We start from the raw sequence: 22575 nt of genomic DNA, 5'->3' as shown, positions 1-22575 counted from the left end.
GGGATGAATGTCATTGGGACTTGCAGGCGCATCGACTGCATCGGCAAACGGGCTCGACCCGAACCGCCTGTTTCCGGCTGACCCGGCCTCCAGGACCCTGGCCGCACAGATCTATGCCGGCATCAAGGACCTGCCGATCGTCAGCCCCCATGGCCACACGGACCCGCGCTGGTTCGCGGAAAACGAAGCCTTTCCCGATCTGGCGCAACTGTTCATCGTCCCGGACCACTATGTCTTCCGCATGCTTTTTTCCCAGGGCATCGACCTTGCGGATCTCGGCGTGCCGCGCACAGACGGGGTCTTAAGCGAAACCGACAGCCGCAAGATCTGGCGCCTGTTCGCCGAGAATTTCCATCTCTTCCGGGCAACGCCCTCGCGCATGTGGCTGGAGCATTCCTTCCAGCAGGTCTTCGGTTGGACCAAGCGGATTTCAGCGGAGACCGCGGACGAAGCCTATGACCACATCGCCGACTGCCTGACCCGTCCGGAGTTCCGCCCGCGCGCGCTCTTCGAACGGTTCAACATCGAGGTCATCGCGACGACGGAATCGCCGCTGGACGACCTCAACTGGCACCGGCAGATCCGCGAGAGCGGCTGGAGCGGCCGCGTCATCACCGCCTACCGGCCGGACGCCGTGGTCGACCCCGAATTCGAGGGTTTTGCGGCCAATGTCGAGACACTCGGCGCACTCACCGGCGAAGCCGCGACCACCTGGCAAGGCTATCTCAAGGCCCATCGGGCCCGCCGGGCCTATTTCAAGTCCTTCGGCGCCACCTCTTCCGACCATGGCCATGCCACCGCCCGCACGGAAAACCTGTCGCAGGCCCAAGCGGAAGACCTGTTCCAGAAGGCCCTGGCAGGCGCCTGCACCGGCGAGGAAGCCGATGCCTTCCGCGGCCACATGCTGACCGAAATGGCAAGGATGAGCCTGGAGGATGGACTGGTCCTGCAGATCCACCCGGGCAGCTTCCGTAATCACTCCGGCGGCGTCATGCAGCGTTTCGGCCGCGACAAGGGTTTCGATATTCCGACGCAGACCGATTACGTCCGCGCCCTCAAGCCGCTGCTCGATGCGGTCGGGCTGGAAAAGGACCTCTCGATCATCCTGTTTACGCTGGACGAGACCGCCTACGCGCGCGAACTGGCACCGCTTGCCGGGGTCTACCCGACGCTGAAGCTCGGCCCGGCCTGGTGGTTCCACGACAGTCCGGAAGGCATGCGCCGCTTTCGCGAAATGACCACGGAAACGGCCGGTTTCTACAACACCGTCGGCTTCAACGACGACACCCGCGCCTTCTGCTCGATCCCGGCCCGCCATGACGTGGCCCGCCGGGTCGACTGCGCTTACCTCGCATCGCTCGTGACATCCGGGAGGCTGGACGAGGACGAGGCTTTTGAGGTCGCACATGACCTCACTTACAGGCTTGCCAAGCAGGCCTACCGGCTCTGACGAGCCATTTTCGGGAGGAGAGTATGAAAGTATTGAAGTCCCTGGCGGCGTCGCTTCTGGCCACCGCCGCGCTCACATCCGCATCGCTCGCATGCGACGTGACCCTGAAATCGTCCGACACGCATCCGGACGGCTACCCGACGGTCGAGGCCGTCAAGCAAATGGGCAAGCTGCTGGAGGAACGCACCGACGGCCGCATCTGCGTCGAGGTGTTCCATTCCGCCCAGCTCGGCGAGGAAAAGGACACCATCGAGCAGACCAAGTTCGGCGTCATCGACCTGAACCGCGTCTCCATGGGTCCGTTCAACAACCTGGTCGAGGAAACCAAGGTTGTCTCCCTGCCCTATGTCTTCAAGGGCGTCGACCACATGCACAAGGTCATGGACGGTCCGATCGGCGACGAGATCCTGGCGGCTTTCGAACCGCATGGTTATGTCGGTCTGGCCTTTTATGACAGCGGTTCCCGCAGCTTCTACAACAAGGTTAAACCAATTAAATCGATTGAAGACCTGGAGGGCATGAAGGTCCGCGTCATGCAGTCGGACATCTTCGTCGACATGATGTCGGCCCTTGGCGCCAACGCCACGCCGATGCCTTACGGCGAGGTCTATTCCTCGATCCAGACAGGCGTCATCGACGGGGCGGAAAACAACTGGCCGTCCTTTGAATCCTCCGGTCACTACGAAGTTGCCGGCTACTACACGCTCGACGAACACCTGATCGTGCCGGAAGTCCTGATCATGTCCAAGAAGTCCTGGGACGCGCTGTCTCCGGAGGACCAGGCCGCCGTGCGCCAGGCCGCCAGGGATAGCGTGCCTTTTATGCGCGAACAGTGGCAGGCCCGTGAAAAGGCCTCCGAGGAAAAGGTCCGTGCGGCCGGTGTCGAGGTCATCACCGAAATCGACAAGGAACCGTTCATGGCGGCCATGGACAGCGTCTATGAAAAGCATGTCACGTCCGACAAGCTGAAAGACCTGGTGTCCCGCATCCGCGCGACCGAATAACGCCTCTTGCCAGCGGCCGGCCGGAGCAACCCTGCCGGCCGCAGGCCCGTCCTCAGGATTTCGACGTGAAGCCCCAACTCACCATCGCCGCTAAGGCCTTGCGCCTGGTCTCGACGGCAGCCCTCTGGCTTGCCGGAGCCGGCCTCATCCTCATGACCGTCTTCATCACCGCGCAGGTGTTCATGCGCTACGTGATGAATGACAGCCTTGTCTGGTCCGAACCCGCCTCCGTCATCCTGATGGGCTGGTTCATCTTTCTCGGCGCCGCCGTCGGCATCCGCGAAGGCTATCACCTGAGCTTCGACGTGCTGCTCTATTTCCTGCCCCAGGGCGCCAAGCTCATCCTGTTCAGCATCTCCGACGCGGTGGTGGCCGCCTTCGGCGCGGGCATGGCCTGGTACGGCGCCGAACTGGCGCAGTCCGCCTGGGACGTGAAACTGCCCTCGCTCGGCGTGTCCGGAGCCGTCGACTTCCTTCCGCTGGTGGCCGGTGGCTGCCTGGTCTTCCTGTTTTCCCTGGAACGTCTTGTCCGCCGCGCCGCCGGCCTGCCGACCGCGCGTTTCGGCGAGGATGCCATCGAGGAGCTTGCCTGACATGGAACCGCTCATTCTGTTCGGCACCTTCACGGTCCTGCTCCTGATCGGCACGCCTGTTGCCTTCTGTCTCGGCGCGGCCTCGCTGGCAACCGTGCTCTATATGGGCCTGCCGCCGGTGATCGTTTTCCAGAGGCTCAATTCCGGCGTCTCGGTGTTCGCGCTGATGGCGATCCCGTTCTTCATCTTTGCCGGTGAACTGATGGTGCGCGGCGACATTGCCCGAAGGCTGGTGGCGCTGGCTGGAGCTGCCGTCGGCCACGCGCGCGGCGGCCTCGGCCAGGTCAACATTGCCGCATCCGTTCTCTTCGGCGGCATTTCCGGCTCCGCAGCCGCCGACGCCACCGCCATTGGCGGCCTCATGATCCCGCAGATGAAGGAACGCGGCTACTCCGTCGAGTACGGCGTCAACGTCACAGTGCTGTCCTCGATCATCGCGCTCATGCTGCCGCCCTCGCACAACATGATCATCTATTCGATTTCCGCCGGCGGGCGCCTCTCGATCGCGGATCTCTTTACCGCAGGTGTCATTCCCGGTCTGCTGCTTGCCCTCAGCCTGATGGTGACCGCCTGGTTCGTCGCCAAACGCGCGGGCTATCCGACCGAGAAATTTCCGGGCTGGTCGGCGCTCGGCTGGCTCTTCGTCAATGCCATCCCCGGTCTTCTGCTGATCGGCATCATTTTCGGCGGCGTGCGCTCCGGCGTCTTCACCGCCTCGGAAAGCTCCTGTATCGCGGCCGTCTACGCCCTGCTGGTGACAACCCTCGCCTATCGCACCATGGGCTGGGACGATTTTGTCGGCGCCACCAAGGCAGCCGTGCGAACCACCGCCATGGTGCTGCTGGTGATCGGCTGTGCGGCGTCCTTCGGCTGGCTCCTGGCCTTCCTGCGCATCCCGGCCGAACTCGTCGCCTTTCTCAAGGACATTTCGGAAAATCCGCTGGTGATCCTGCTCCTGCTGAACATCGTGCTTCTGTTCCTCGGCACCTTCATGGACATGTCGCCGCTGATCGTCATCACCACGCCGATCTTCCTGCCCGTGGCCACCGCCTTCGGCGTCGATCCGGTGCATTTCGGGGTCATCCTGGTGCTCAATCTCGGCATCGGCCTGTGTACCCCGCCGGTCGGCACGGTGCTCTTTGTCGGCTGCGCTGTCGGCCGGATTTCCGTCTGGGACGCGATCCGGACGATCTGGCCCTTCTATGGCGCCGCCGTCTTCACGCTGCTGCTCGTCACCTACATTCCGGCACTGTCCCTGTGGCTGCCGTCTCTCTTCCACTGAGGCCTGTCCGATGTTCGTCAAGACCTATCCGGAAGTCGCCGCCGATCCCGGCATTCGCCGCCAGGTGCTGTCCCAGACACCGGAACTGATGGTGGTCGCCTTCCGCTTCCAGCAAGAAGGCGCCGAAGGCAAGCTGCACCATCACGTCCATGTCCAGTCGACCTACGTGGAAAGCGGCCGCTTCCGCTTCTCCATCGACGGCGAAGCCTTCGAGGTCGGACCCGGCGACAGTTTTGTCATTCCTTCCGACGCCCTACACGGCTGCGTCTGCCTGGAACCGGGCACCCTGATCGACACCTTCACGCCGCGCCGCGACGATTTTCTGTAATGCAAAGGATTTGCCATGCTGACCGTTGAAACCCGTTACGCCATTGATCCGGACACGGCCAAGGCGCTCGACACCTCCGGGCTGCGAACCCATTTTCACGCCTCCGGCCTGTTTCAGGACGGCCGGATCAACCTTGTCTACACCCATTACGACCGCATGATCCTGGGCGGTGCCGTGCCCGCCGGCGGCAACCTGGTCCTGGACGCGGTCAAGGAAGCCGGCACCCCGTCTCTGCTCGACCGGCGCGAACTCGGTGTTCTCAATATCGGCGAGCCCGGCACCGTCTCCGTTTCCGGTGACACCTACGAGGTCGGCAAGGGAGAAGTGCTTTATGTCGGCATGGGCGCCGGACCGGTCACCTTCTCGGGCGCCGGCCGGTTCTACATCCTGTCCGCGCCGGCCCACCGGACCTGCCCGACACGGCTGATCACCCTGAAGGACGCGCGAAGGGTCGAACTTGGCTCGGCGGAAACCTCCAACGAGCGGGTCATCCTGCAGTTCCTGCATCCGGAAGTCGCCGAGAGCTGCCAGCTGCTGATGGGCTACACCCAGTTCGCCAGGGGCTCGGTCTGGAACACCATGCCCGCCCATGTCCATGACCGGCGCATGGAAGCCTATCTCTATTTCGACCTCGGACCGGACCAGCGCGTGTTTCACTTCATGGGCAAGCCCGAGGAAACCCGCCACATGGTGATCGCCAACGAGGAGGCGATCGTCTCCCCGCCCTGGTCGATCCATTGCGGCGCGGGCACCGGTGCCTACACCTTCTGCTGGGCGATGGCCGGAGACAATGTCGATTTCACAGACATGGACATGGTCGCCATGGAGGACCTGCGGTGAGCGCGTTTTCTCTTGAAGGCAAGCGGGCGCTGGTCACCGGTGCGAACACCGGCATCGGTCAGGCGATTGCCATCGCCATGGCTGCGGCCGGAGCAGATGTCCTCTGCGCCGCCCGGCGTGACTGCGACGAGACCCTTTCGAAGATCGGCAGCGGCCGTCACGTGCAACTGGATTTTTCCGATCCGATGGCCGCCACGAAGCTGTTTGACCACGAACGGATCGATATCCTGGTCAACAATGCCGGCATCATCCGCCGGGCGGATGCCGTCGATTTCACCGAGGCCGACTGGGACGATGTCATGGACGTCAACCTGAAGGCCGTCTTCTTCACCTGTCAGGCTTTCGGCAAGGCCGCATTGGCGGCAGATCGTCCGGGCGCCATCGTCAACATCGCCTCGCTGCTGTCCTTTCAGGGCGGCATCCGGGTACCGTCCTACACAGCCTCAAAACACGGTGTTGCCGGCCTCACCAGGCTGCTCGCCAACGAATGGGCGGCGAAAGGCATTAACGTCAACGCCATCGCACCGGGCTATATCGCCACCAACAACACCGAAGCGCTGCGCAACGATACGGAGCGCAACCGGCAGATCCTGGAACGCATCCCGGCCGGCCGCTGGGGCGAGGCCAGCGACATCGGCGAAGCGGCCGTTTTCCTGGCCTCGCCGGCCGCGAAATATATTCATGGCACCGTTCTCAATGTCGACGGAGGCTGGCTTGCCCGCTGATCTGCCCCGCTTGTCCCGCAACCGACCGGCGCCCCGCCCCGGGATCGTTCACCTGGGGCTGGGCGCGTTCTTCCGCGCCTTTGGCGTCATCTACATCGAAGAAGCAGCCGCGCATTCCGGCGAAGACTGGGGCATCGTCGGGGTCAGCCTGCAAAGCCCGCGCGTGCATGACCAACTGGCGCCGCAGGATTTCGTCTACACCACCCGCGAACTGGGACCGGAAGGCGAGGTCTTGCGCCAGGTGGAGAGCATTGTCGATGTGCTGGTGGCCCGCGAGAACCCGGAGGCTGTCCTGGCGGCGCTGGCGGATCCGGCCATTCGCATCGTCACGCTCACCGTCACCGAGAAGGGCTATTGCCACGATCCGGCAACCGGGCGGCTCAATCTCGGTCATCCTGACATTCAGCACGACCTGACCCAGTCCCTGCCGATCTCCGCACCAGGTTTCCTCGTGCGGGCACTTGCCCGGCGCAAGGCAGCCGGCTTGCCACCTTTCACCGTCCTGACCTGTGACAATCTTCCCGACAACGGCCGGCTCGTGCGCGGCATCGTCCTGGAGCTTGCCGAAAAACTCGATCCGGAGCTTGCGGCCTGGATCGCGTCCGAAGGCCGGTTCCCCGCCACCATGGTCGACCGCATCGTGCCGGCGACGAAACCGGAAGATATCGACGCCCTGGCGCAAAAGACGGGACGCTACGACGCCGCCCCAGTTTTGCATGAACCGTTCCGCCAATGGGTCGTCGAGGACGATTTCGTGCCGGCCTACGGCTCCGGCGCCAGGCCCGATCTTGGCGCTGCCGGTGTCGAACTGGTCGACAATGTCACGGCTCATGAGCACATGAAGCTCAGGATGCTCAACGGCACCCATTCGTCGCTCGCCTATCTCGGTTACCTCGCCGGCTACGAGACCATAGCCGAAACGGTGGCCGATCCGGTCTTCGCGCGTTTCGTCAAGGATCTGTGGAGGCGGGAGATCATGCCCTCGTTCCGCGCCCCTCCAGGTGTCGATCTGGAAGCCTATGCCGACGCTCTCTTTGAACGCTATGCCAATCCCGGCATCCGGCACCGCACCTGGCAGATCGCCATGGACGGCAGCCAGAAACTGCCGCAGCGCATTCTCGGAACGCTCTCCGACAACCTGACTGCGGACCGGCCATCTCCGGGCCTCAGTCTCGCGGTCGCCGCCTGGATGATCTATGTCGGCGGCACCGACCTGAACGGCACCCCGATCGACGTGCGGGACCCGCTGGCCGGCAAGCTGAAAGCCCTGTCCGACAGTGCCGGCGACACCGCCGGCAAGGTGGCGGCTCTCCTGGAAGTCACCGAGATTTTCGAGCATCGGCTGGCAAATGCCCTGCGCCCCGCCGTGACCGCCGCCTATGCCGCCCTTCATAAAGACGGGGTGCGCACAAGCCTGGAGGCCCTGGCATGATCGAGGGTTGGCGCTGGTATGGCGGCTTCGACCGCATTTCGCTCTCCGAGATTGCGCAGACGGGCGCGACAAGCATCGTCACGGCCCTGCACGAAATTCCCTATGGCCAGGTCTGGCCGCGCAACACGATTGCCGACACGCGCGCCCAGATCAACGCCGCCGGATTCGACTGGACCGTGGTGGAAAGCCTGCCAGTGCACGAGGCAATCAAGCGGGCCGAAGGCGACCTGTCAGAGCTCTTTGCCAATTACCGGCAATCCATGGCGAACCTTGCCGCCGAAGGCATCCGGGTTATCTGCTACAACTTCATGCCCCTGCTCGACTGGACAAGGACGGACCTTGCCGCTCCGGTCCCACGCGGCGGCACCTGCCTGCGCTTCTCCCTTCCGAAGATGGCGGCCTTTGACGTTTTCATGGTGGAACGGGACGGCGCGGAGAAGGACTATTCTGAGGCCGTTCTCGCTGCCGCCAGATGCTGGTTCGACAAGAGCACCCCGGCCTTAAGGGAAGGGCTGACCGCCGCGATCATGGCTGGCTTACCAGGCGCCTATGACCGCTATGATGCCGATGGGCTTCGCCAGGCACTCATTCCCTATGCCGGGCTCGACCGGACCACGCTCCGGCAGAACCACAAACGTTTCCTGGAGGAAGTGATCCCGACGGCCGAAGAACTCGGCCTGAAACTCGCCGTCCATCCCGACGATCCGCCGCGCGATCTGCTCGGCCTGCCGCGGATCGTCACCTGCGCGGAGGACATCGACTGGATCCTGTCGGCCGTGGACAGTCCGGCCAACGGACTGACGCTCTGCGCCGGTTCGCTCGGCGCCAATCCCGACAACGACGTGCCGGCGATCGCCGAACGCTTCGCCGGCAGAATACACTTTGCGCATCTGCGCAATGTCGCCAAGGATCCGGATGGCTCCTTCGAGGAAGCCGCACACCTGACCGGCGACACCGACATGCCTGCCCTGGTGTCCGCGTTTCTTCGGGAAGAGCAACGCCGGCGCGCCGAAGGACGGAGGGATGCAGAGATCGTCTTTCGCCCGGACCACGGCCACGAGCTGCTGGACGATGCCGCTCGCGGCACCCATCCCGGCTATCCGCTGATCGGCCGCCTGCGTGGCCTTGCCGAATTGCGCGGTGTGATCGCGGGGTTGAACGCAAGCATGCCCAATATCGCCTGATCGCTTTGAAGGTTTGCCCTCACCGGGCCTGTTCGGGCTCCCCCGCCATCGGCGGGTGGGCGTCGGTCATACCCGTCAGCAAGCGGTCGGTAACACCCGAGGACAGCCAGATTGCCGTCAAAGTGATCCAGGCAGTGACAGCGAAAATGGAAGCACCAGTAATGCCGGCGCCGACTGCGCAGCCGCCCGCCAGCATGCCGCCAAAACCCATCAGGGTCGCTCCGGTCAGATAACGTGCCATCGACTTGCCACCTTCAAAGCCCTGCAGCGACAATTCCCGCGTTAGCAGGGCTGCCAGGAAGGAGCCGAGGAAGACACCGGGCACAAGGCCGATATCAAAATCGAGCACGTCACCCGGCGGCGACAGCACCAGCATCAGCGTGTCCGCGGACGGGCCGGTGAAGGTAACGCCTTCCACCTGTACCGGATCGAAGGCCTGCCGGGCCATGGCCGAGGTGAACCACCAGGCGAGCGGAATCGCCAGCCCCGCGCCCGCCGCCGCAACCATCTGCCAGAGCGCCACCCGGGCCCGCCACGCAAAGAACAGCCCCGCCATCGACCACAGGGCGGCAAAGGCAATGGTCATGGCAGGTGTCAGGCCAAGATGGGCGGTCAGGTCATTGCCACCGATATCGCCCGTGGTCCAGAGCCCCGCCAGGCCTTCGCGCACAGGCGCGAGCATGCCTCGCAGGCTTGCCTGCGCCACCACCGCAAACACCAGGCCGGATAGCAGCGCCCTCAGGTTGCCCGTTGCCGACAGAACCAAGAGACGGCTGGCACAGCCGCGCGCCAGCACCATGCCGGTGCCGAACATCAGGCCGCCGAGCAGCGCTCCCGACAGGCTTTGCGGCGAGGCCAGCTGCCGCGCCTCGTTGGACTGAACCTCGCCCAGAGCGATGAGAACCTGCGTGCCCAACAGGGCAGAAGAGAACGCAAACAGCCAGACCGGCAACCGGTCCTTCGGAGCGCCCCGGGAAAACTCCAGACTTGCCGCCCGCAGGCAAAACCGGCTCTGTTGAGCAAAAGCGCCGAACAGCACCCCGACGAGCAGTCCTCCGACTGCCAACAGCCAGGGTTCGGAGACCCTGTCGAGCAGAAATGTCAGATCCATCGCCCTCTCCTTCAGACAGCGTTTCGTCAGTTTCGCTGCGCTTTCACACGTCAGGCATTGACCAATCTCAAGGAAACATAGATAAATTCAAAAGTTTGCATATGTGGAGGATGCCATGACGCGCACGCCAGGGAAAGATCTCACCAGACGCACGGTTCTCGCCGGAGGTCTTGCGGTTGCGGGCGCAAGCCTCACTGGCCTGCCGCGGCGGGCATCGGCGGAAACCGCGCTCAGCCTGGGCGACCATCAGATCATGGTGTTTTCAGACGGACACCTGACCCTGCCGATGAATTTCATTCTGCCAGATCGCAGCGAGGCCGAGATTGCAGCGCTGCTGGAACCGCATGGCCTTGCCACCGACGTATTGACGCCCAACTGCAACATCACGCTGCTGAAATCCGGCGATCGGCTGGTCCTGTTCGATGTCGGTTCAGGCACCAATTTCCAGCCGACCGCGGGTGAGCTGCCAGCGAAGCTGGAAGCGGCGGGAATCGATCCGTCCAACATCACCGACGTGGTGCTGACCCACGCCCATCCGGACCATCTCTGGGGCATTCTCGACGATTTCGACGATCCGCTGTATCCGGAAGCCAGCATCTGGGTGCCGGAGGCCGAATGGGACTATTGGCGTGCCGATGACACACTCGCCAACATGCCGGAGGAGCGCAAAAGCTTCGTGGTCGGTGCGCAGGCCCGCTTCGAGGCAATCGAGGATCAGGTCTCGATGATTCGCCCGGGACAGGAAATGCTACCGGGCGTCGAGGCTGTCGATACCGCCGGACACACACCGGGTCACATGTCCTATGTGATTCATGGCGGCGGTGACAGCGTCATGGTCGTCGGCGATGCCATCACCAACACGGTGATCTCTTTTGAAAAACCCGGCTGGGCGTCCGGCTCGGACCAGGACCGGGACATGGGCATCGCGACACGGATGGCGTTGCTGGATCGGCTGGCGCAAGAAAACACGCGGCTGATCGGCTACCACTTCCCGCACCCGGGCAATGGCCGCGTGGAGAAGGCCGGCGTAACTTATCGCTTCGTGGCAGGCTGAGTTTCCGAAAACTATTCTGCCGCAGTGGGACGAACGCCATCACTGCGGCGGAAGGCGGCCAGCACCGAGCCTTCCATCAGCCAGGCAAGGCCGACGCGCGCGCCGAAGGCCATGGACAGCATGACAACAGGCGCCGAGATGGCCAGCGCGGAAAAGCCGGTGATGCCCTGCCCGACCGTGCAGCCCATGGAGAAGACACCGCCAACACCCATCAGCGTGCCGCCAAGGAGATGCCGGCCAAGTTCGCGGGCATCGTCACAGGCTTCCCAGCGGATGTCCCGGTTCCACAGGGCCGCCACGACGGCGCCCACCAGGGTTCCGATGATCAGGCCAACGCCGTAATCGGGCCAGGTGCCCGTATAGGTGATCAGCTGCATGATCGTGTCGCCGACCGGCACCACGAAGGACCCGGCTTCGATCTGCACCGGATCGAAGGAGCGCTCGGCGACAAAGGTGGTCGCCCACCAGCCGAAGGTGATTACGCTGCCGATGATGACGGCGGCCCCGATTTTCGTGATCTGTTTCCGGTAAGACGTCGACTTGAAAATCCAGAACAAACCGGTGAGAGCGATCACGGCCGCCACGACGCCGGTCAGGTCCAGGCCAAACAGGCTGGAGACAATGTCCCCCATGGACTGGCTGCCGCTGTTGGCAAAGGAGATGGCCAGGTCGTCGACCAGAGGCACGCGCAGGACACCGACTATGCCCCGCTGCGCCGCCAGCGCGGACAGACCGATCACGGTAAGCACCACAAGCGCCCGAAGACTGCCGCCACCAAGGCGAAGAACCGCGCCGAAACCGCAGGTACCTACCAGCGCCATGCCGATGCCGAACATGACCCCGCCGATGATGGCACCTGTCCAGGGAAAGGCGGAGGCGAGATAGAACGAGGCATGCGTGTCGGCAAGACCAAAGGCGGCGAGAATCTGCGTGCCGATCAGGGCGGAGACCGACGCCAGAACCCAGGTTCGAAGACTGCTGCTGTCACCGGCATACCAGTGACGCTCCAGCGCCGACAGCGTGCAGAAATGGGTCGCGCGGGCGGCGAAACCCAGGACGCACCCAGCCAGCACACCCAAAATCGGCGTCAGCACCACCGGATCCAGTATTATCATGTGCGCATAACCCCACAGCCCTTTCCGGGCCTTTTGAAGCGTTTCCTCTCCCTCGCCTTCCGGCGATCCTCAAAAAAGGTAGCAGGCGGGTCTTCAGCCCGCAAACAATGTCCATGCTGCGCCGCACGCCGAAACCGGAGGGTTCCTGCCGTCAGGCGTCCTTGGCGCGCACGTCCTTGCAGAACAGTTCATAGAGGCTCGCGATGATCGAGCTGACTTCGTCATCCAGAAGACGGTAGTAGATCATGCGGCCGTCACGGCGCGACTGGACCAGGCCCTCCAGGCGCAGCCGGGCCAGTTGCTGGGACACGGCCGCCTGCGGCATGGTCAGGATCTCTTCCAGTTCGGAAACCGACTTTTCGCCTTCCGACAGCAGACACAGGATGACCAGGCGGACTTCGTGAGACAGGGCCTTCAAAAGGTCGCTGGCCTTCCGGGCCTGCTCCATCAGCAGGTCGAGATCCTTTGCGTCCATGTCTTTGGTAAAGACCGGTAGGTTCATCTAAGCCAATTGCCCCAATTCATCCTGCCTATTGCATCGCACAATAGTCAGCAATCAAGATACATGCCCGAACTTGCCATACGGATCAACAATCTCAGTTGATCTTTTCGGGTAGTTTTTCGAGCATAGCCGCGAGAAGCGGCCAGAAGAAGTGTTCGCCCGGATATCCCCTGAGCCGGTCGATCTCAACCCCGTCCGACACCAGGATGAAGGTCGGCGTCAGCCGTTCTTTCGCAACCTTGTCGAGGTCCTCCGGCCACGCGCCGGTGATGTCGACCCGGCGCAAGGGAGCTCGCGCGCCTTCCGCGGTTTTGGGATAGGCACTCCCGATTTCCTCGTTCCAACGCTTGCACCAGACGCAGCCTGGCTGCTCCAGCATGATCAGCTCCGCCGACGCCGCGGGCAGCACCCAGACAAGCGCTGTCAGAAGCCCCGCCGCGATCGCCAATAACCGAGTTGTGAAAGGCATCATGCCGTCTCCGAATTTCTCTGATTGCAATATATAGGAATTTTTGAATATTTTAAAGCAACTCATTCTCGAGATTCACCGGGAGGCAAGGAATGCTCGACGTGACCCTGGGCGCCGCCTTTCTGGCCGGGTTGCTCTCCTTCATATCACCCTGCGTGCTGCCAATCGTGCCGCCCTATTTGTGCTACCTGGCAGGCGTAAGCGTCGACGAACTCAAGGGCGATGCCGCCACGGCGGAGACCGGACGCCGGGTCGTTCTTGCAGCCATCGCCTTCGTGCTCGGGTTTTCCGTCGTCTTCGTCGCGCTCGGCGCGACGGCCAGCGTCATCGGCCAGTCGATTGCGCGCTACTACGACATTCTGACCTATGTGGCCGGCGCCATCATCATCGTCATGGGCCTGCATTTCCTGGGCGTGTTCCGGATCGGTCTCTTGTTCCGCGAAGCGCGCATTCATGTGGAAAGCAAACCGGCGGGGCTGATCGGCGCCTTTCTGATGGGCCTGGCTTTCGCCTTCGGCTGGACGCCCTGCGTCGGTCCGGTTCTGGCCTCAATCCTGTTCGTCGCGGGGTCTTCGAACACGATCTGGCATGGGGCGGGGCTGCTGGCGGTCTACGCCCTCGGCATCGGCCTGCCCTTCGTGCTCGCGGCCGCCTTTGCCGGTCAGTTCCTGAAATTCGCCGGGCGGTTTCGCAAACACATGGGCACGGTCGAAAAGATCATGGGCGGACTTCTGGTCCTGACCGGGCTGCTCTTCATCACCGGCCAGATGTCGGCCATCGCCCTCTGGCTGCTAGACACCTTCCCGGTCTTTTCGCAGATCGGATAACACGCCTTGGGAGGATTATAACATGCGCATCCTGACAGCATTGATAACCGCAGTGGTCATCACCGCGACCTCGTATCTGCCGGGAATTGCCGCCACGATGGGCGAGGACGGACTGCACAAGCAGCCCTGGTTCACCATCACCTTCAAGGACATGGCTGAGGACATCCAGGCCGCATCCGAAGAAGGCAAGCGACTGGTGGTCATCTTCGAGCAGCGTGGCTGCACCTATTGCCGCCAGATGCACGAGAAACTGTTCTCGGACCCGGAAGTGACCGACTTCATCAAGGAGCATTTCATGGTCGTCCAGTACAACATGTTCGGCGACGAGGAGGTCATCGACCTCGACGGGGAAGAGCTGACCGAGAAGACCGCCGCCCGCAAATGGGGCTATGTTTTCACTCCGACGATTGTGTTCCTGCCGGAGGAAGTTCCCGAGGACGGATCGGTCTCTGAAGTCGCTGTCGCGACCATGCCTGGGTTGTTCGGCAAGTGGACTTTTCTAAACATGTTCCGCTGGGTGCACGAAAAAGGGTATGAGGGCGAAGAACATTTCCAGAAGTATCATGCTCGTATTTACAACGAGTTGCGGGAGGAAGGCCGGATCGATTCCGAGTAAGGGAACCATGTTGCGGCTGATAAAAACGGTCTTCGCAAAAAGGCCTATTGCATAACATATGCAAAAAATCATATCTTTTAATATGAGGAGAACAGGCAGGCTGGGGATTCGGACCTGCCGGCGAAACGCAAACCGGCGAAGCCCGGGCGTTTCACATTGAGGAGGAAAGCCGACACAATGACCAAGGGCGCGACATTCAAAGCTTTGCCGGCCGCGCTGGCCGGACTGGCTCTCATGGCCGCATCGGTGGCGACCGCCGGAACCGTGGCACCGGACAGTGTGCCGATCGAGGACATGGAGCTCAAGCAATCGCTGACCGGTACAGCTGGTGACGCGGTTGCCGGACGCGAGGCCTTCGCCGACCGCAAGAAGGGCAACTGCCTGGCCTGCCATGCCAACACCGATCTGAACGAGCAGCTGTTCCACGGTGAAGTCGGACCGGTGCTGGACGGCGTGGGCGACCGCTGGGACGAGGCCCAGCTGCGCGCCATCGTCGTCAACTCGAAGGATGTCTTCGGCGAACAGACCATCATGCCCGGATTCTACACAATGAAGGTCGGCATCAACGTGGCCGAAGACAATCAGGGCCAGACCATCCTCACCGCGCAGGAAGTGGAAGACGTTGTCGCCTACCTCCTGACGCTGAAAGAAAACTGATCTCGACACTCTGGGAGCAAGAGATGATCATCACACGACGCCAAATGTTCGGTCTGACGGCAGGTGCCGCCGCCGTTCTGGCTTTCAACCCGCAGCTTTCCTTTGCAGCACCGGATGAAACCGAAGCCGCCATCAAGGCCTTCACCGGCGGCGCAACGCCGACGGAAGGCACCGTCAGCCTGGACACGCCGGAAATCGCCGAGAACGGCAACACCGTGCCGGTCGGCGTCTCCGTCGACAGCCCGATGACGGCCGACAACTTCGTCGAATCCGTGCTGATCCTGGCGGACGGCAACCCGAACCCGGCCGTTGCAACGTTCCACTTCACCGCCATGAGCGGCGCGGCCGACGCCAAGACCCGTATTCGTCTTGCGAAGACCCAGAACGTGATCGCCGTCGCGAAAATGAACGACGGCTCCACCTTCATCGACCGCAAGGAAGTCAAGGTCACCATCGGTGGCTGCGGCGGCTAAGCGAGCGGAACAGGATACGAGGAAACAAACATGGCAACTCCAAAACCCCGCGTGAAAGTGCCCAAGAAGGCATCCAAGGGCGAAGTCATCACGATCAAGACGCTGATCAGCCATCCGATGGAATCGGGCCAGCGCAAGGACAAGAAGTCCGGCGAGCTCATTCCGCGCCAGATCATCAACAAGTTCACCTGCGAATTCAACGGCCAGATGGTCTTCAGCTGTGACATGGATCCGGCCGTCTCCGCGAACCCCTACATGGAGTTCAATGCGAAGGTGACCGAGTCCGGAACATTCAAATTCACCTGGGTGGATGACGACGGCAGCGTCTACGAAACCGAAAACAAGATTGCTGTTGAATAGGGTGCGGGAACGCAGCCGCACAAATCGGGAGGAGACGATTTGGCCAAGACGTATAAAAGCATCGCCCTGTTCTCAGCATTGTTGATGGGAACGGGAGCCGCACTGGCCGGGGGGCCGGTCGACGACAAGCTCGTGATCGACGGGGAAATGGAAATCCAGACCCGCGTCGCCGCACCTGAGGGCCATCCGTTCGACGAGATCATCTCGGGCTGGCACTACCGCACGGAAGAAACCCGCGCCCTCGAGGCCGACAGCTTCCAGAACCCCGGCATGCTCTATGTGGAGCGCGGCGAGGAGATCTGGAACACGGTGGACGGCGACGCCGGCAAGTCCTGCGCCTCCTGCCACGAGGATGCCGGCGAGTTCCTGAAGGGCCTTGGCGCGAGCTATCCGAAATGGAACGCGGACGCCGGCAAACCGTTCAACATCGAGCTGCAGATCAACCAATGCCGCGAAAAGAACATGCAGGCCAAGCCCTACAAGTTCGACGCGGCCGATCAGAAGGCGCTTACCACCTATATCAAGCACCAGTCGATTGGCATGCCGGTGGAAGTGGATCTGACCCAGGGCGACATGCAGGCCTGGTGGGACAAGGGCAAGGAGCTCTATTACACCCGCACCGGTCAGCTGAACCTCGCCTGCGCGTCCTGCCACGAGGATTACAACGGCAAATACATTCGCGCCGACCACCTCAGCCAGGGCAATGTCAACGGCTTTCCGACCTATCGTCTGAAACAGTCCGAAATGGTGTCCCTGCACAACCGCTTCCGCGGCTGTATCCGCGACACGCGCGCCGAATTCCCGGCCGCCTTCTCCGACGACCTGATGGCGCTGGAAGTCTATGTGACCTGGCGCGGCTCGGGTCTCGGTGTCGAAACCCCGGCGGTGCGCCAATAGGCTGACCGCAACTCTCCGGCGCGGCCGCAGCCGCTGCGCCGGACCTTTCGCCGCCGTTGCGGCTTGTGATTTCAAAACCGCCTTCGGGAAGACCGGGGCGCATGAGGTATCGTGCGCCGGCGGGTAAACTGTGCCTTTGGGCCTTGGCGAGGTAAACGCCCGGTCCTTGAATTTGGAGTGAGTTGGAATGTTCTCAAGACGTGAGTTCCTGATGGCCGCGACGGCCACCAGCGCCCTGCTCGGGTCCGGCATGGCCGGTTCCTGGTCGCGGCTCATGGCGCAGCAGTCCCTGACCGAAGACCAGCTTCTTGCCATCGAACCGACAGGCCAGCTCACGCTGATCCACATCACCGACATTCATGCCCAACTGAAACCCCTCTATTTCCGCGAGCCGTCGATCAATCTCGGCATTGGCGATGTCAACGGCAAGCCGCCGCATGTGACCGGCGCCGATTTCCTCAAGCTCTACAACATTCAGCCGGGCACCCCCGACGCCTATGCGTTGACCTCCGAGGACTTCGTCTCTCTTGCAAGGACCTACGGCAAGATGGGCGGCATGGACCGCGTTGCCACGGTCATCAAGCGCATCCGCGCCGAACGCGGCGCCGACAATTGTCTCCTGCTTGACGGCGGCGACACCTGGCAGGGCAGCTACACCTCCAACGTCACCAGGGGCGAAGACATGATCACCGTCATGAACGCCCTGGAACCGGATGCCATGACCGGCCACTGGGAATTCACCTATGGCACCGACAGGGTCCAGGAAGTTATCGACAACCTGCCCTTTTCCTTCCTCGGCTCCAACATCTACGACAATGAATGGGACGAGCCAGCCTTCGAAGCCTGGAAGATGTTCGAGCGCGGCGGCGCCAAGGTCGCGGTCATCGGCCAGGCCTTCCCCTACACGCCGATTGCCAATCCGCGCTGGATGATCCCCGGCTGGTCCTTCGGCATTCGCGAGGAGGACATTGCCAAGCATGTGGCCGAAGCCCGCGATGAAGGCGCCGAAGTGGTCGTGCTGCTGTCCCACAACGGTTTTGACGTCGACCGAAAGCTGGCCTCCCGCGTCGACGGCATCGACGTCGTCCTGACCGGCCACACCCATGACGCCCTGCCCGAACCGGTGATCGTCAACGACACGCTGGTAATCGCGTCCGGCTCCAACGGCAAGTTCGTCTCACGCGTGGATCTGGACATCAGGGACGGCAAAGTCGCCGGTTACGCCTACCGGCTGATCCCGATTTTCTCGGATGTGATCTCGCCCGACGCCGACATGGCGTCGCTGATCGACGAGGTTCGCGCTCCTTACGAAGCCGACCTTGCCCGTGTGCTTGGCAAGACCGAAAACCTCCTCTACCGGCGCGGCAACTTCAACGGCACCTTCGACGACCTGATCTGCCAGGCACTGCTGGAGGAACGAGATGCCCAGATCGCCCTGTCGCCCGGCTTCCGTTGGGGCACCTCCCTCCTGCCGGGACAGGACATCACATTCGAGGACCTGCACAACGCCTGTGCCATGACCTATCCGGCGGCCTACCGCTCGACCATGACCGGCCAGATGCTGAAGGACATCCTGGAAGATGTTGGCGACAACCTCTTCAACAAGGATCCCTATTACCAGCAGGGCGGCGACATGGTCCGCGTCGGCGGCATGGGCTACACGATCGATCCGGACAAGGACATCGGCGAACGCATTTCGGGCATGACCCTGCTTGCCACCGGAGAGGCCATCGACCCGGCCAAGGATTACGTGGTCACAGGCTGGGCCTCGGTCAACGAAGCCACCGAGGGCCCGCCCATCGACGAGGTCGTTGAGAGCTACCTTCTGAAAAACCCAGTCGTGAAACTGCCGGACAACCAGTCCGTCAAGCTGGCCGGCTGATCGAACACCCAAGAGAAATCCTAAGGACACCCCCATGAGTGATACCAAGGGTTCCCCCCCCCAGAACCTTTCCCGCCGTTCTCTCCTCAAGGCGGGTCTGGCGGCCGGTGCGGTTGCCGGATCCGCCGGTGCGGCCAAGGCCGCCGGCGACCCCCTGATCACCGAGGTCCAGGACTGGAACCGTTATCTCGGCGATGGCGTGCAGGCCCGGCCCTACGGCACCCCGTCCGAGTTTGAATCCCATGTGGTTCGCCGCGACGTGGAATGGCTGACCGCCTCGACCGAAAGCTCGGTCAACTTCACACCGCTCCATGAACTCGACGGCATCATCACGCCGAACGGCCTGTGCTTCGAGCGCCATCACGGCGGCATTTCCGAGATCAACCCGGCCGATCACCGGCTGATGATCAACGGACTGGTCGACACGCCGCTGGTCTTCACCATGGAGGACCTGAAACGCTTCCCGCGGGAAAACCGGGTCTATTTCCTGGAATGCGCTGCCAATTCCGGCATGGAATGGCGCGGTTCCCAGCTGAACGGCTGCCAGTACACCCACGGCATGGTCCACTGCGTGATGTATACCGGCGTGCCGCTGAAGCTGATCCTGGAAGAAGCCGGTATCAAGACCAACGCCAAATGGGTCATGCCGGAAGGTGCCGACGCCTCGGCCATGACCCGCTCCATCCCGATGGAAAAGGCGCTCGATGACTGCCTCATCGCCTTCAAGATGAACGGCGAGGCGCTCCGGCCCGAACAGGGCTACCCGCTGCGCCTAGTCGTGCCCGGCTGGGAAGGTAACATGTGGGTCAAGTGGTTGCGCCGCATCGAGGTTGGGGACGAGCCCTGGCATCAGCGCGAGGAAACCTCCAAATACACCGATCTTCTGGCATCCGGGAAAGCCCGGCGCTTCACCTGGGTGATGGACGCCAAGTCCGTCATCACGAGCCCCAGCCCGCAAGCCCCCGTGACACACGGCAAGGGCCCGATGGTGATCTCCGGTGTCGCCTGGTCCGGAAACGGCCGCATCACCCGCGTGGACGTCTCGATCGACGGCGGCCGCAACTGGAAAACCGCACGGATCGACGGCCCCAGCCTGCCCAAGGCACTGCACCGGTTCTATCTCGACATCGACTGGGACGGCTCGGACCTTCTGATCCAGTCCCGCGCCATGGACGAGAACGGTTACTTCCAGCCGACCAAGAACGAGCTGCGCGCCGCCCGCGGCGAGAACTCGATCTACCACAACAACGGCATCCAGACCTGGTATGTCAAAGCAGACGGAACGGTGGAAAATGTCGAAGTTTCTTAAAGCACTTTGCCTCGGGACCGCCCTTGCCGCCCTGCCCGGCCTCGCAATCGCCGGCGATGCCGCCAAGGGCGAGAAGGTCTTCAAGAAATGCGCCGCCTGCCACGCGGTCGGCGATGGCGCCAGGAACAAGGTCGGCCCGCAGCTGAACGAGGTTTTTGGCCGCACGGCCGGAACCGCCGAGGATTACAAATACTCCAAGGCGATGATCCAGGCGGGCGCGGACGGACTTGTCTGGAACGAGTCAACGATTGCCGCCTATCTGGCTAAGCCGAAAGACATGATCAAGGGCACCAAGATGGCCTTTGCCGGTCTCAAGAAGCAGGAAGATCTGGACAATGTGATCGCCTATCTGGCGAGTTTTTCAAGCGCGTCACCGGCTGCGCAGGACCAGAGTTCCGCGGAACCGGCTGCTGCAGAGCAGACCCAGACCGCGGACGCCTCTGCGGCAGCCGCACCGGTCTCGGCGACCCGCGACGGAGGTGTCTTCGGGCTCGGCCGCGAAGCCACCGAGGATGAGATCGCCGCCTGGGACATCGACATCCGCCCCGACGGAACGGGTCTACCGGTCGGCTCCGGAACGGTTGCCGACGGTGAACCGATCTATTCCGAAAACTGCGCGGTCTGCCACGGCGATTTCGGCGAGGGCGTCGGCCGCTGGCCGGTGCTGGCCGGCGGTCATGACACCTTGAGGGAAGACCGGCCGGAAAAGACCATCGGCTCCTATTGGCCGTATCTGTCGACCGTCTACGACTATGTCAGACGGGCCATGCCCTATGGCAATGCGCGCTCGCTGTCGGACGACGACGTTTATGCGCTGACCGCCTATCTGCTTTACCTCAACGACGTGGTGACCGACGAGGATTTTGAGCTCTCCAACGAGAACTTCACCGACATCCATCTGCCCAATGAAGAAAACTTCATCGCGGACAATCGTGCGGATGAAGAACACTACGCCCAAAAGGGTGAGCCCTGCATGAGCGACTGCAAGCCCAATGCCGTCGAGATCACCATGCGCGCGCGCATTCTCGACGTGACACCCGGCTCGGTCGATGACGACGAGGCCGCCGGCGTTGGCGGCGTCGACTGACATCGTTTTGCGGCCGGCCGGCAGTCTTGACCAGCCGGCCGCATGACACTGTTTCCGCACGGCGGAAACGCCAGAGGGAGGGAACGATGAGACTGTTTGCAAAATTGGCGGCGGTGCTGTCCGTCATGATGATGCTTGCCACAACCGCTTTTGCCGAAGACGGGGTCCACAAGCTGGCACTTCAGATCACCGACAATGATCCGCAGAAAATGAACACGGTGCTCAATGTCGCCGCCAATGTCGCGCGCCACTATTCGGATATGGGCGAAGAGGTCGACATCAAGGTGGTTGCCTTCAATCAGGGCCTGCACATGTTCCGGGCTGACACCTCGCCGGTGAGCGAGCGGATGAAATCCTTCGTGCAAAGCATGCCGAATGTCGCCTTCGAAGCCTGCAACAACACCCTTCAGGCGATGACCAAGAAAGCCGGCAAGGACATCACGCTCTTGGAAGGTGTCGAAATCGTTCCGGCCGGAGCTGTCGCGCTGATGGAACTGAACGAGGACGGCTATACGATCCTCAGACCCTGAGGTAAAAGCATCTCTGCGCGGGCCCCAAACCCGCGCAGCCTGCCAGGACGGGTACAGGAGGACCCGGAATGACACCAACCGGACGTCGCAGGTCAAAGTGGATCGCCCAATCCGGCCTTTTTGCCGGGAGGCTGAACGTCCGGACAATGGTTTTAGCCAGCTGTCTGACACTATCCGCTCCGGCCCTCGCCCAGGAAGGCGATCCGGCAAAGGGCGAAAAAGTGTTCCAGGCCTGCAAATCCTGCCACCAGGTCGGCGCCGAAGCCCGCAACGGGGTCGGACCGCATCTCGACGGCCTGTTCGAACGCAAGGCCGGAGCCATCGAAGGTTTCAAATATTCCAGCGCCATGAAAAAGCTGGGCGAAGACGGCCTGGTCTGGAACGATTTCACGCTCGATCAGTATCTTGAAAAACCGCGCGACTATGTGCCGGGCACACGCATGTCCTTTCGCGGCATGAAGGACAAACAGGATCGGACCGACGTGATCGCCTATCTGAAAGCCCTCTCGCAGGAAGCCCCTGCCGCCGACCCGACCGCCTCCGGAACGGCACGGCCGGAAATCGGCGGGGCGGCAATGCATCTCGAAGGCGATCCGGAATATGGCGAGTATCTCTCCAGCGAATGCGTCACCTGCCACCAGATATCCGGCCGCGCCGACGGCATTCCCTCGATCATCGGCTGGCCCAGGGAGCCCTTCATCCGGGCGCTCTTCGAATACAAGACCAACGTCCGCAGTCACCAGGTCATGCAGAACATGACCGTCAATCTCGGCAACGAGGAAATCGCAGCACTTGCGGCCTATTTCGGGTCACTCGATCCGCAGTAGCAAGAAGAGGAGCCAAGCCGC

At 62.4% G+C, this 22575-nt stretch carries 25 protein-coding genes; 21 read left to right on the top strand and 4 right to left on the bottom strand.

Annotation, left to right across the window (positions count from 1 at the left end; genetic code table 11):
* Positions 1 to 7 precede the first annotated feature (7 nt).
* The 9 genes from uxaC to uxuA all read left to right on the top strand — a co-directional run bounded on the left by uxaC (position 8) and on the right by uxuA (position 8838).
* A complete protein-coding gene (gene uxaC / locus M0H32_RS24615) occupies positions 8 to 1450 on the top strand; it encodes a glucuronate isomerase (protein ID WP_248158695.1) in 1443 nt (480 codons plus the stop codon).
* A 23-nt stretch (positions 1451 to 1473) separates the two neighbouring features.
* On the top strand, positions 1474 to 2454 hold the full coding sequence (locus M0H32_RS24610; protein ID WP_248158693.1) for a TRAP transporter substrate-binding protein: 981 nt from the start codon (positions 1474 to 1476) through the stop codon (positions 2452 to 2454).
* Positions 2455 to 2519: 65 nt separating this feature from the next.
* The gene (locus M0H32_RS24605; RefSeq protein ID WP_248158690.1) at positions 2520 to 3047 is read left to right on the top strand and encodes a TRAP transporter small permease; all 528 of its coding nucleotides are present in this window, start codon (positions 2520 to 2522) and stop codon (positions 3045 to 3047) included.
* Position 3048: 1 nt separating this feature from the next.
* On the top strand, positions 3049 to 4329 hold the full coding sequence (locus M0H32_RS24600) for a TRAP transporter large permease (protein WP_248158689.1): 1281 nt from the start codon (positions 3049 to 3051) through the stop codon (positions 4327 to 4329).
* A 10-nt stretch (positions 4330 to 4339) separates the two neighbouring features.
* Positions 4340 to 4657: a cupin domain-containing protein gene (locus tag M0H32_RS24595; protein ID WP_248158687.1), complete on the top strand. Its 318-nt coding sequence runs from the start codon at positions 4340 to 4342 to the stop codon at positions 4655 to 4657.
* 15 nt (positions 4658 to 4672) lie between these two features.
* A complete protein-coding gene (kduI, locus tag M0H32_RS24590; RefSeq protein ID WP_248158685.1) occupies positions 4673 to 5497 on the top strand; it encodes a 5-dehydro-4-deoxy-D-glucuronate isomerase in 825 nt (274 codons plus the stop codon).
* Positions 5494 to 6222: a 2-dehydro-3-deoxy-D-gluconate 5-dehydrogenase KduD gene (gene kduD, locus M0H32_RS24585; RefSeq protein WP_248158682.1), complete on the top strand. Its 729-nt coding sequence runs from the start codon at positions 5494 to 5496 to the stop codon at positions 6220 to 6222. The genes kduI and kduD overlap by 4 nt, the downstream gene beginning before the upstream one ends.
* The gene (locus M0H32_RS24580; protein ID WP_248158771.1) at positions 6194 to 7654 is read left to right on the top strand and encodes a mannitol dehydrogenase family protein; all 1461 of its coding nucleotides are present in this window, start codon (positions 6194 to 6196) and stop codon (positions 7652 to 7654) included. Before kduD ends, M0H32_RS24580 begins: the two co-directional genes overlap by 29 nt.
* Complete coding sequence (gene uxuA / locus M0H32_RS24575; RefSeq protein WP_248158680.1) at positions 7651 to 8838, top strand: mannonate dehydratase; 1188 nt, start codon at positions 7651 to 7653, stop codon at positions 8836 to 8838. The genes M0H32_RS24580 and uxuA overlap by 4 nt, the downstream gene beginning before the upstream one ends.
* Positions 8839 to 8857: 19 nt before the next feature.
* Here the strand turns inward: uxuA and M0H32_RS24570 are convergent, their stop codons facing one another.
* Complete coding sequence (locus M0H32_RS24570) at positions 8858 to 9949, bottom strand: YeeE/YedE family protein (protein ID WP_248158678.1); 1092 nt, start codon at positions 9947 to 9949, stop codon at positions 8858 to 8860.
* A gap of 115 nt (positions 9950 to 10064) precedes the next feature.
* Here M0H32_RS24570 and M0H32_RS24565 point away from each other — a divergent pair, with 115 nt between their 5' ends.
* A complete protein-coding gene (locus M0H32_RS24565; protein WP_248158676.1) occupies positions 10065 to 11003 on the top strand; it encodes an MBL fold metallo-hydrolase in 939 nt (312 codons plus the stop codon).
* Between the two features lie 11 nt (positions 11004 to 11014).
* On the opposite strand, the gene M0H32_RS24560 is transcribed toward M0H32_RS24565, so the two are convergent.
* The 3 genes from M0H32_RS24560 to M0H32_RS24550 all read right to left on the bottom strand — a co-directional run bounded on the left by M0H32_RS24560 (position 11015) and on the right by M0H32_RS24550 (position 13089).
* Positions 11015 to 12118, bottom strand: coding sequence for a YeeE/YedE family protein (locus M0H32_RS24560; RefSeq protein ID WP_248158673.1), 1104 nt, complete (start codon positions 12116 to 12118; stop codon positions 11015 to 11017).
* 151 nt (positions 12119 to 12269) lie between these two features.
* On the bottom strand, positions 12270 to 12620 hold the full coding sequence (locus M0H32_RS24555) for an ArsR/SmtB family transcription factor (protein ID WP_248158670.1): 351 nt from the start codon (positions 12618 to 12620) through the stop codon (positions 12270 to 12272).
* A 94-nt stretch (positions 12621 to 12714) separates the two neighbouring features.
* Positions 12715 to 13089, bottom strand: a complete 375-nt coding sequence (locus M0H32_RS24550) for a thioredoxin domain-containing protein (protein WP_248158666.1) — start codon at positions 13087 to 13089, stop codon at positions 12715 to 12717.
* 92 nt (positions 13090 to 13181) lie between these two features.
* On the opposite strand from M0H32_RS24550, the gene M0H32_RS24545 reads away from it, so the two are divergent.
* From M0H32_RS24545 to M0H32_RS24495, 11 genes are all read left to right on the top strand, one after another.
* Complete coding sequence (locus M0H32_RS24545) at positions 13182 to 13916, top strand: cytochrome c biogenesis CcdA family protein (protein ID WP_248158665.1); 735 nt, start codon at positions 13182 to 13184, stop codon at positions 13914 to 13916.
* Between the two features lie 22 nt (positions 13917 to 13938).
* Positions 13939 to 14532: a thioredoxin family protein gene (locus M0H32_RS24540; RefSeq protein WP_248158664.1), complete on the top strand. Its 594-nt coding sequence runs from the start codon at positions 13939 to 13941 to the stop codon at positions 14530 to 14532.
* Between the two features lie 177 nt (positions 14533 to 14709).
* Positions 14710 to 15189 (top strand): sulfur oxidation c-type cytochrome SoxX, encoded by a 480-nt coding sequence (soxX, locus tag M0H32_RS24535; RefSeq protein ID WP_248158663.1) that lies wholly within the window; start codon positions 14710 to 14712, stop codon positions 15187 to 15189.
* Positions 15190 to 15212: 23 nt separating this feature from the next.
* On the top strand, positions 15213 to 15662 hold the full coding sequence (gene soxY, locus M0H32_RS24530) for a thiosulfate oxidation carrier protein SoxY (RefSeq protein ID WP_248158662.1): 450 nt from the start codon (positions 15213 to 15215) through the stop codon (positions 15660 to 15662).
* Positions 15663 to 15692: 30 nt separating this feature from the next.
* Positions 15693 to 16022: a thiosulfate oxidation carrier complex protein SoxZ gene (soxZ, locus tag M0H32_RS24525; protein ID WP_248158661.1), complete on the top strand. Its 330-nt coding sequence runs from the start codon at positions 15693 to 15695 to the stop codon at positions 16020 to 16022.
* Positions 16023 to 16106: 84 nt separating this feature from the next.
* Entirely contained in the window at positions 16107 to 16919 is an 813-nt protein-coding gene (gene soxA / locus M0H32_RS24520; protein ID WP_248158769.1) for a sulfur oxidation c-type cytochrome SoxA, read from the top strand.
* A 187-nt stretch (positions 16920 to 17106) separates the two neighbouring features.
* Positions 17107 to 18801: a thiosulfohydrolase SoxB gene (gene soxB / locus M0H32_RS24515; protein WP_248158660.1), complete on the top strand. Its 1695-nt coding sequence runs from the start codon at positions 17107 to 17109 to the stop codon at positions 18799 to 18801.
* A gap of 34 nt (positions 18802 to 18835) precedes the next feature.
* Complete coding sequence (soxC, locus tag M0H32_RS24510; RefSeq protein ID WP_248158657.1) at positions 18836 to 20110, top strand: sulfite dehydrogenase; 1275 nt, start codon at positions 18836 to 18838, stop codon at positions 20108 to 20110.
* Complete coding sequence (locus M0H32_RS24505) at positions 20094 to 21197, top strand: c-type cytochrome (protein ID WP_248158655.1); 1104 nt, start codon at positions 20094 to 20096, stop codon at positions 21195 to 21197. The genes soxC and M0H32_RS24505 overlap by 17 nt, the downstream gene beginning before the upstream one ends.
* Before the next feature lie 86 nt (positions 21198 to 21283).
* A complete protein-coding gene (locus M0H32_RS24500; RefSeq protein ID WP_248158652.1) occupies positions 21284 to 21727 on the top strand; it encodes a DsrE family protein in 444 nt (147 codons plus the stop codon).
* Positions 21728 to 21873: 146 nt separating this feature from the next.
* A complete protein-coding gene (locus tag M0H32_RS24495) occupies positions 21874 to 22554 on the top strand; it encodes a c-type cytochrome (protein WP_248158650.1) in 681 nt (226 codons plus the stop codon).
* The last annotated feature ends 21 nt before the right edge of the window (positions 22555 to 22575 follow it).

This window comes from Roseibium sediminicola (assembly GCF_023156505.1).
GTDB classification, from domain to species: Bacteria; Pseudomonadota; Alphaproteobacteria; order Rhizobiales; family Stappiaceae; genus Roseibium; species Roseibium sediminicola.
This window is presented reverse-complemented; position numbering and strand designations above follow the sequence as displayed.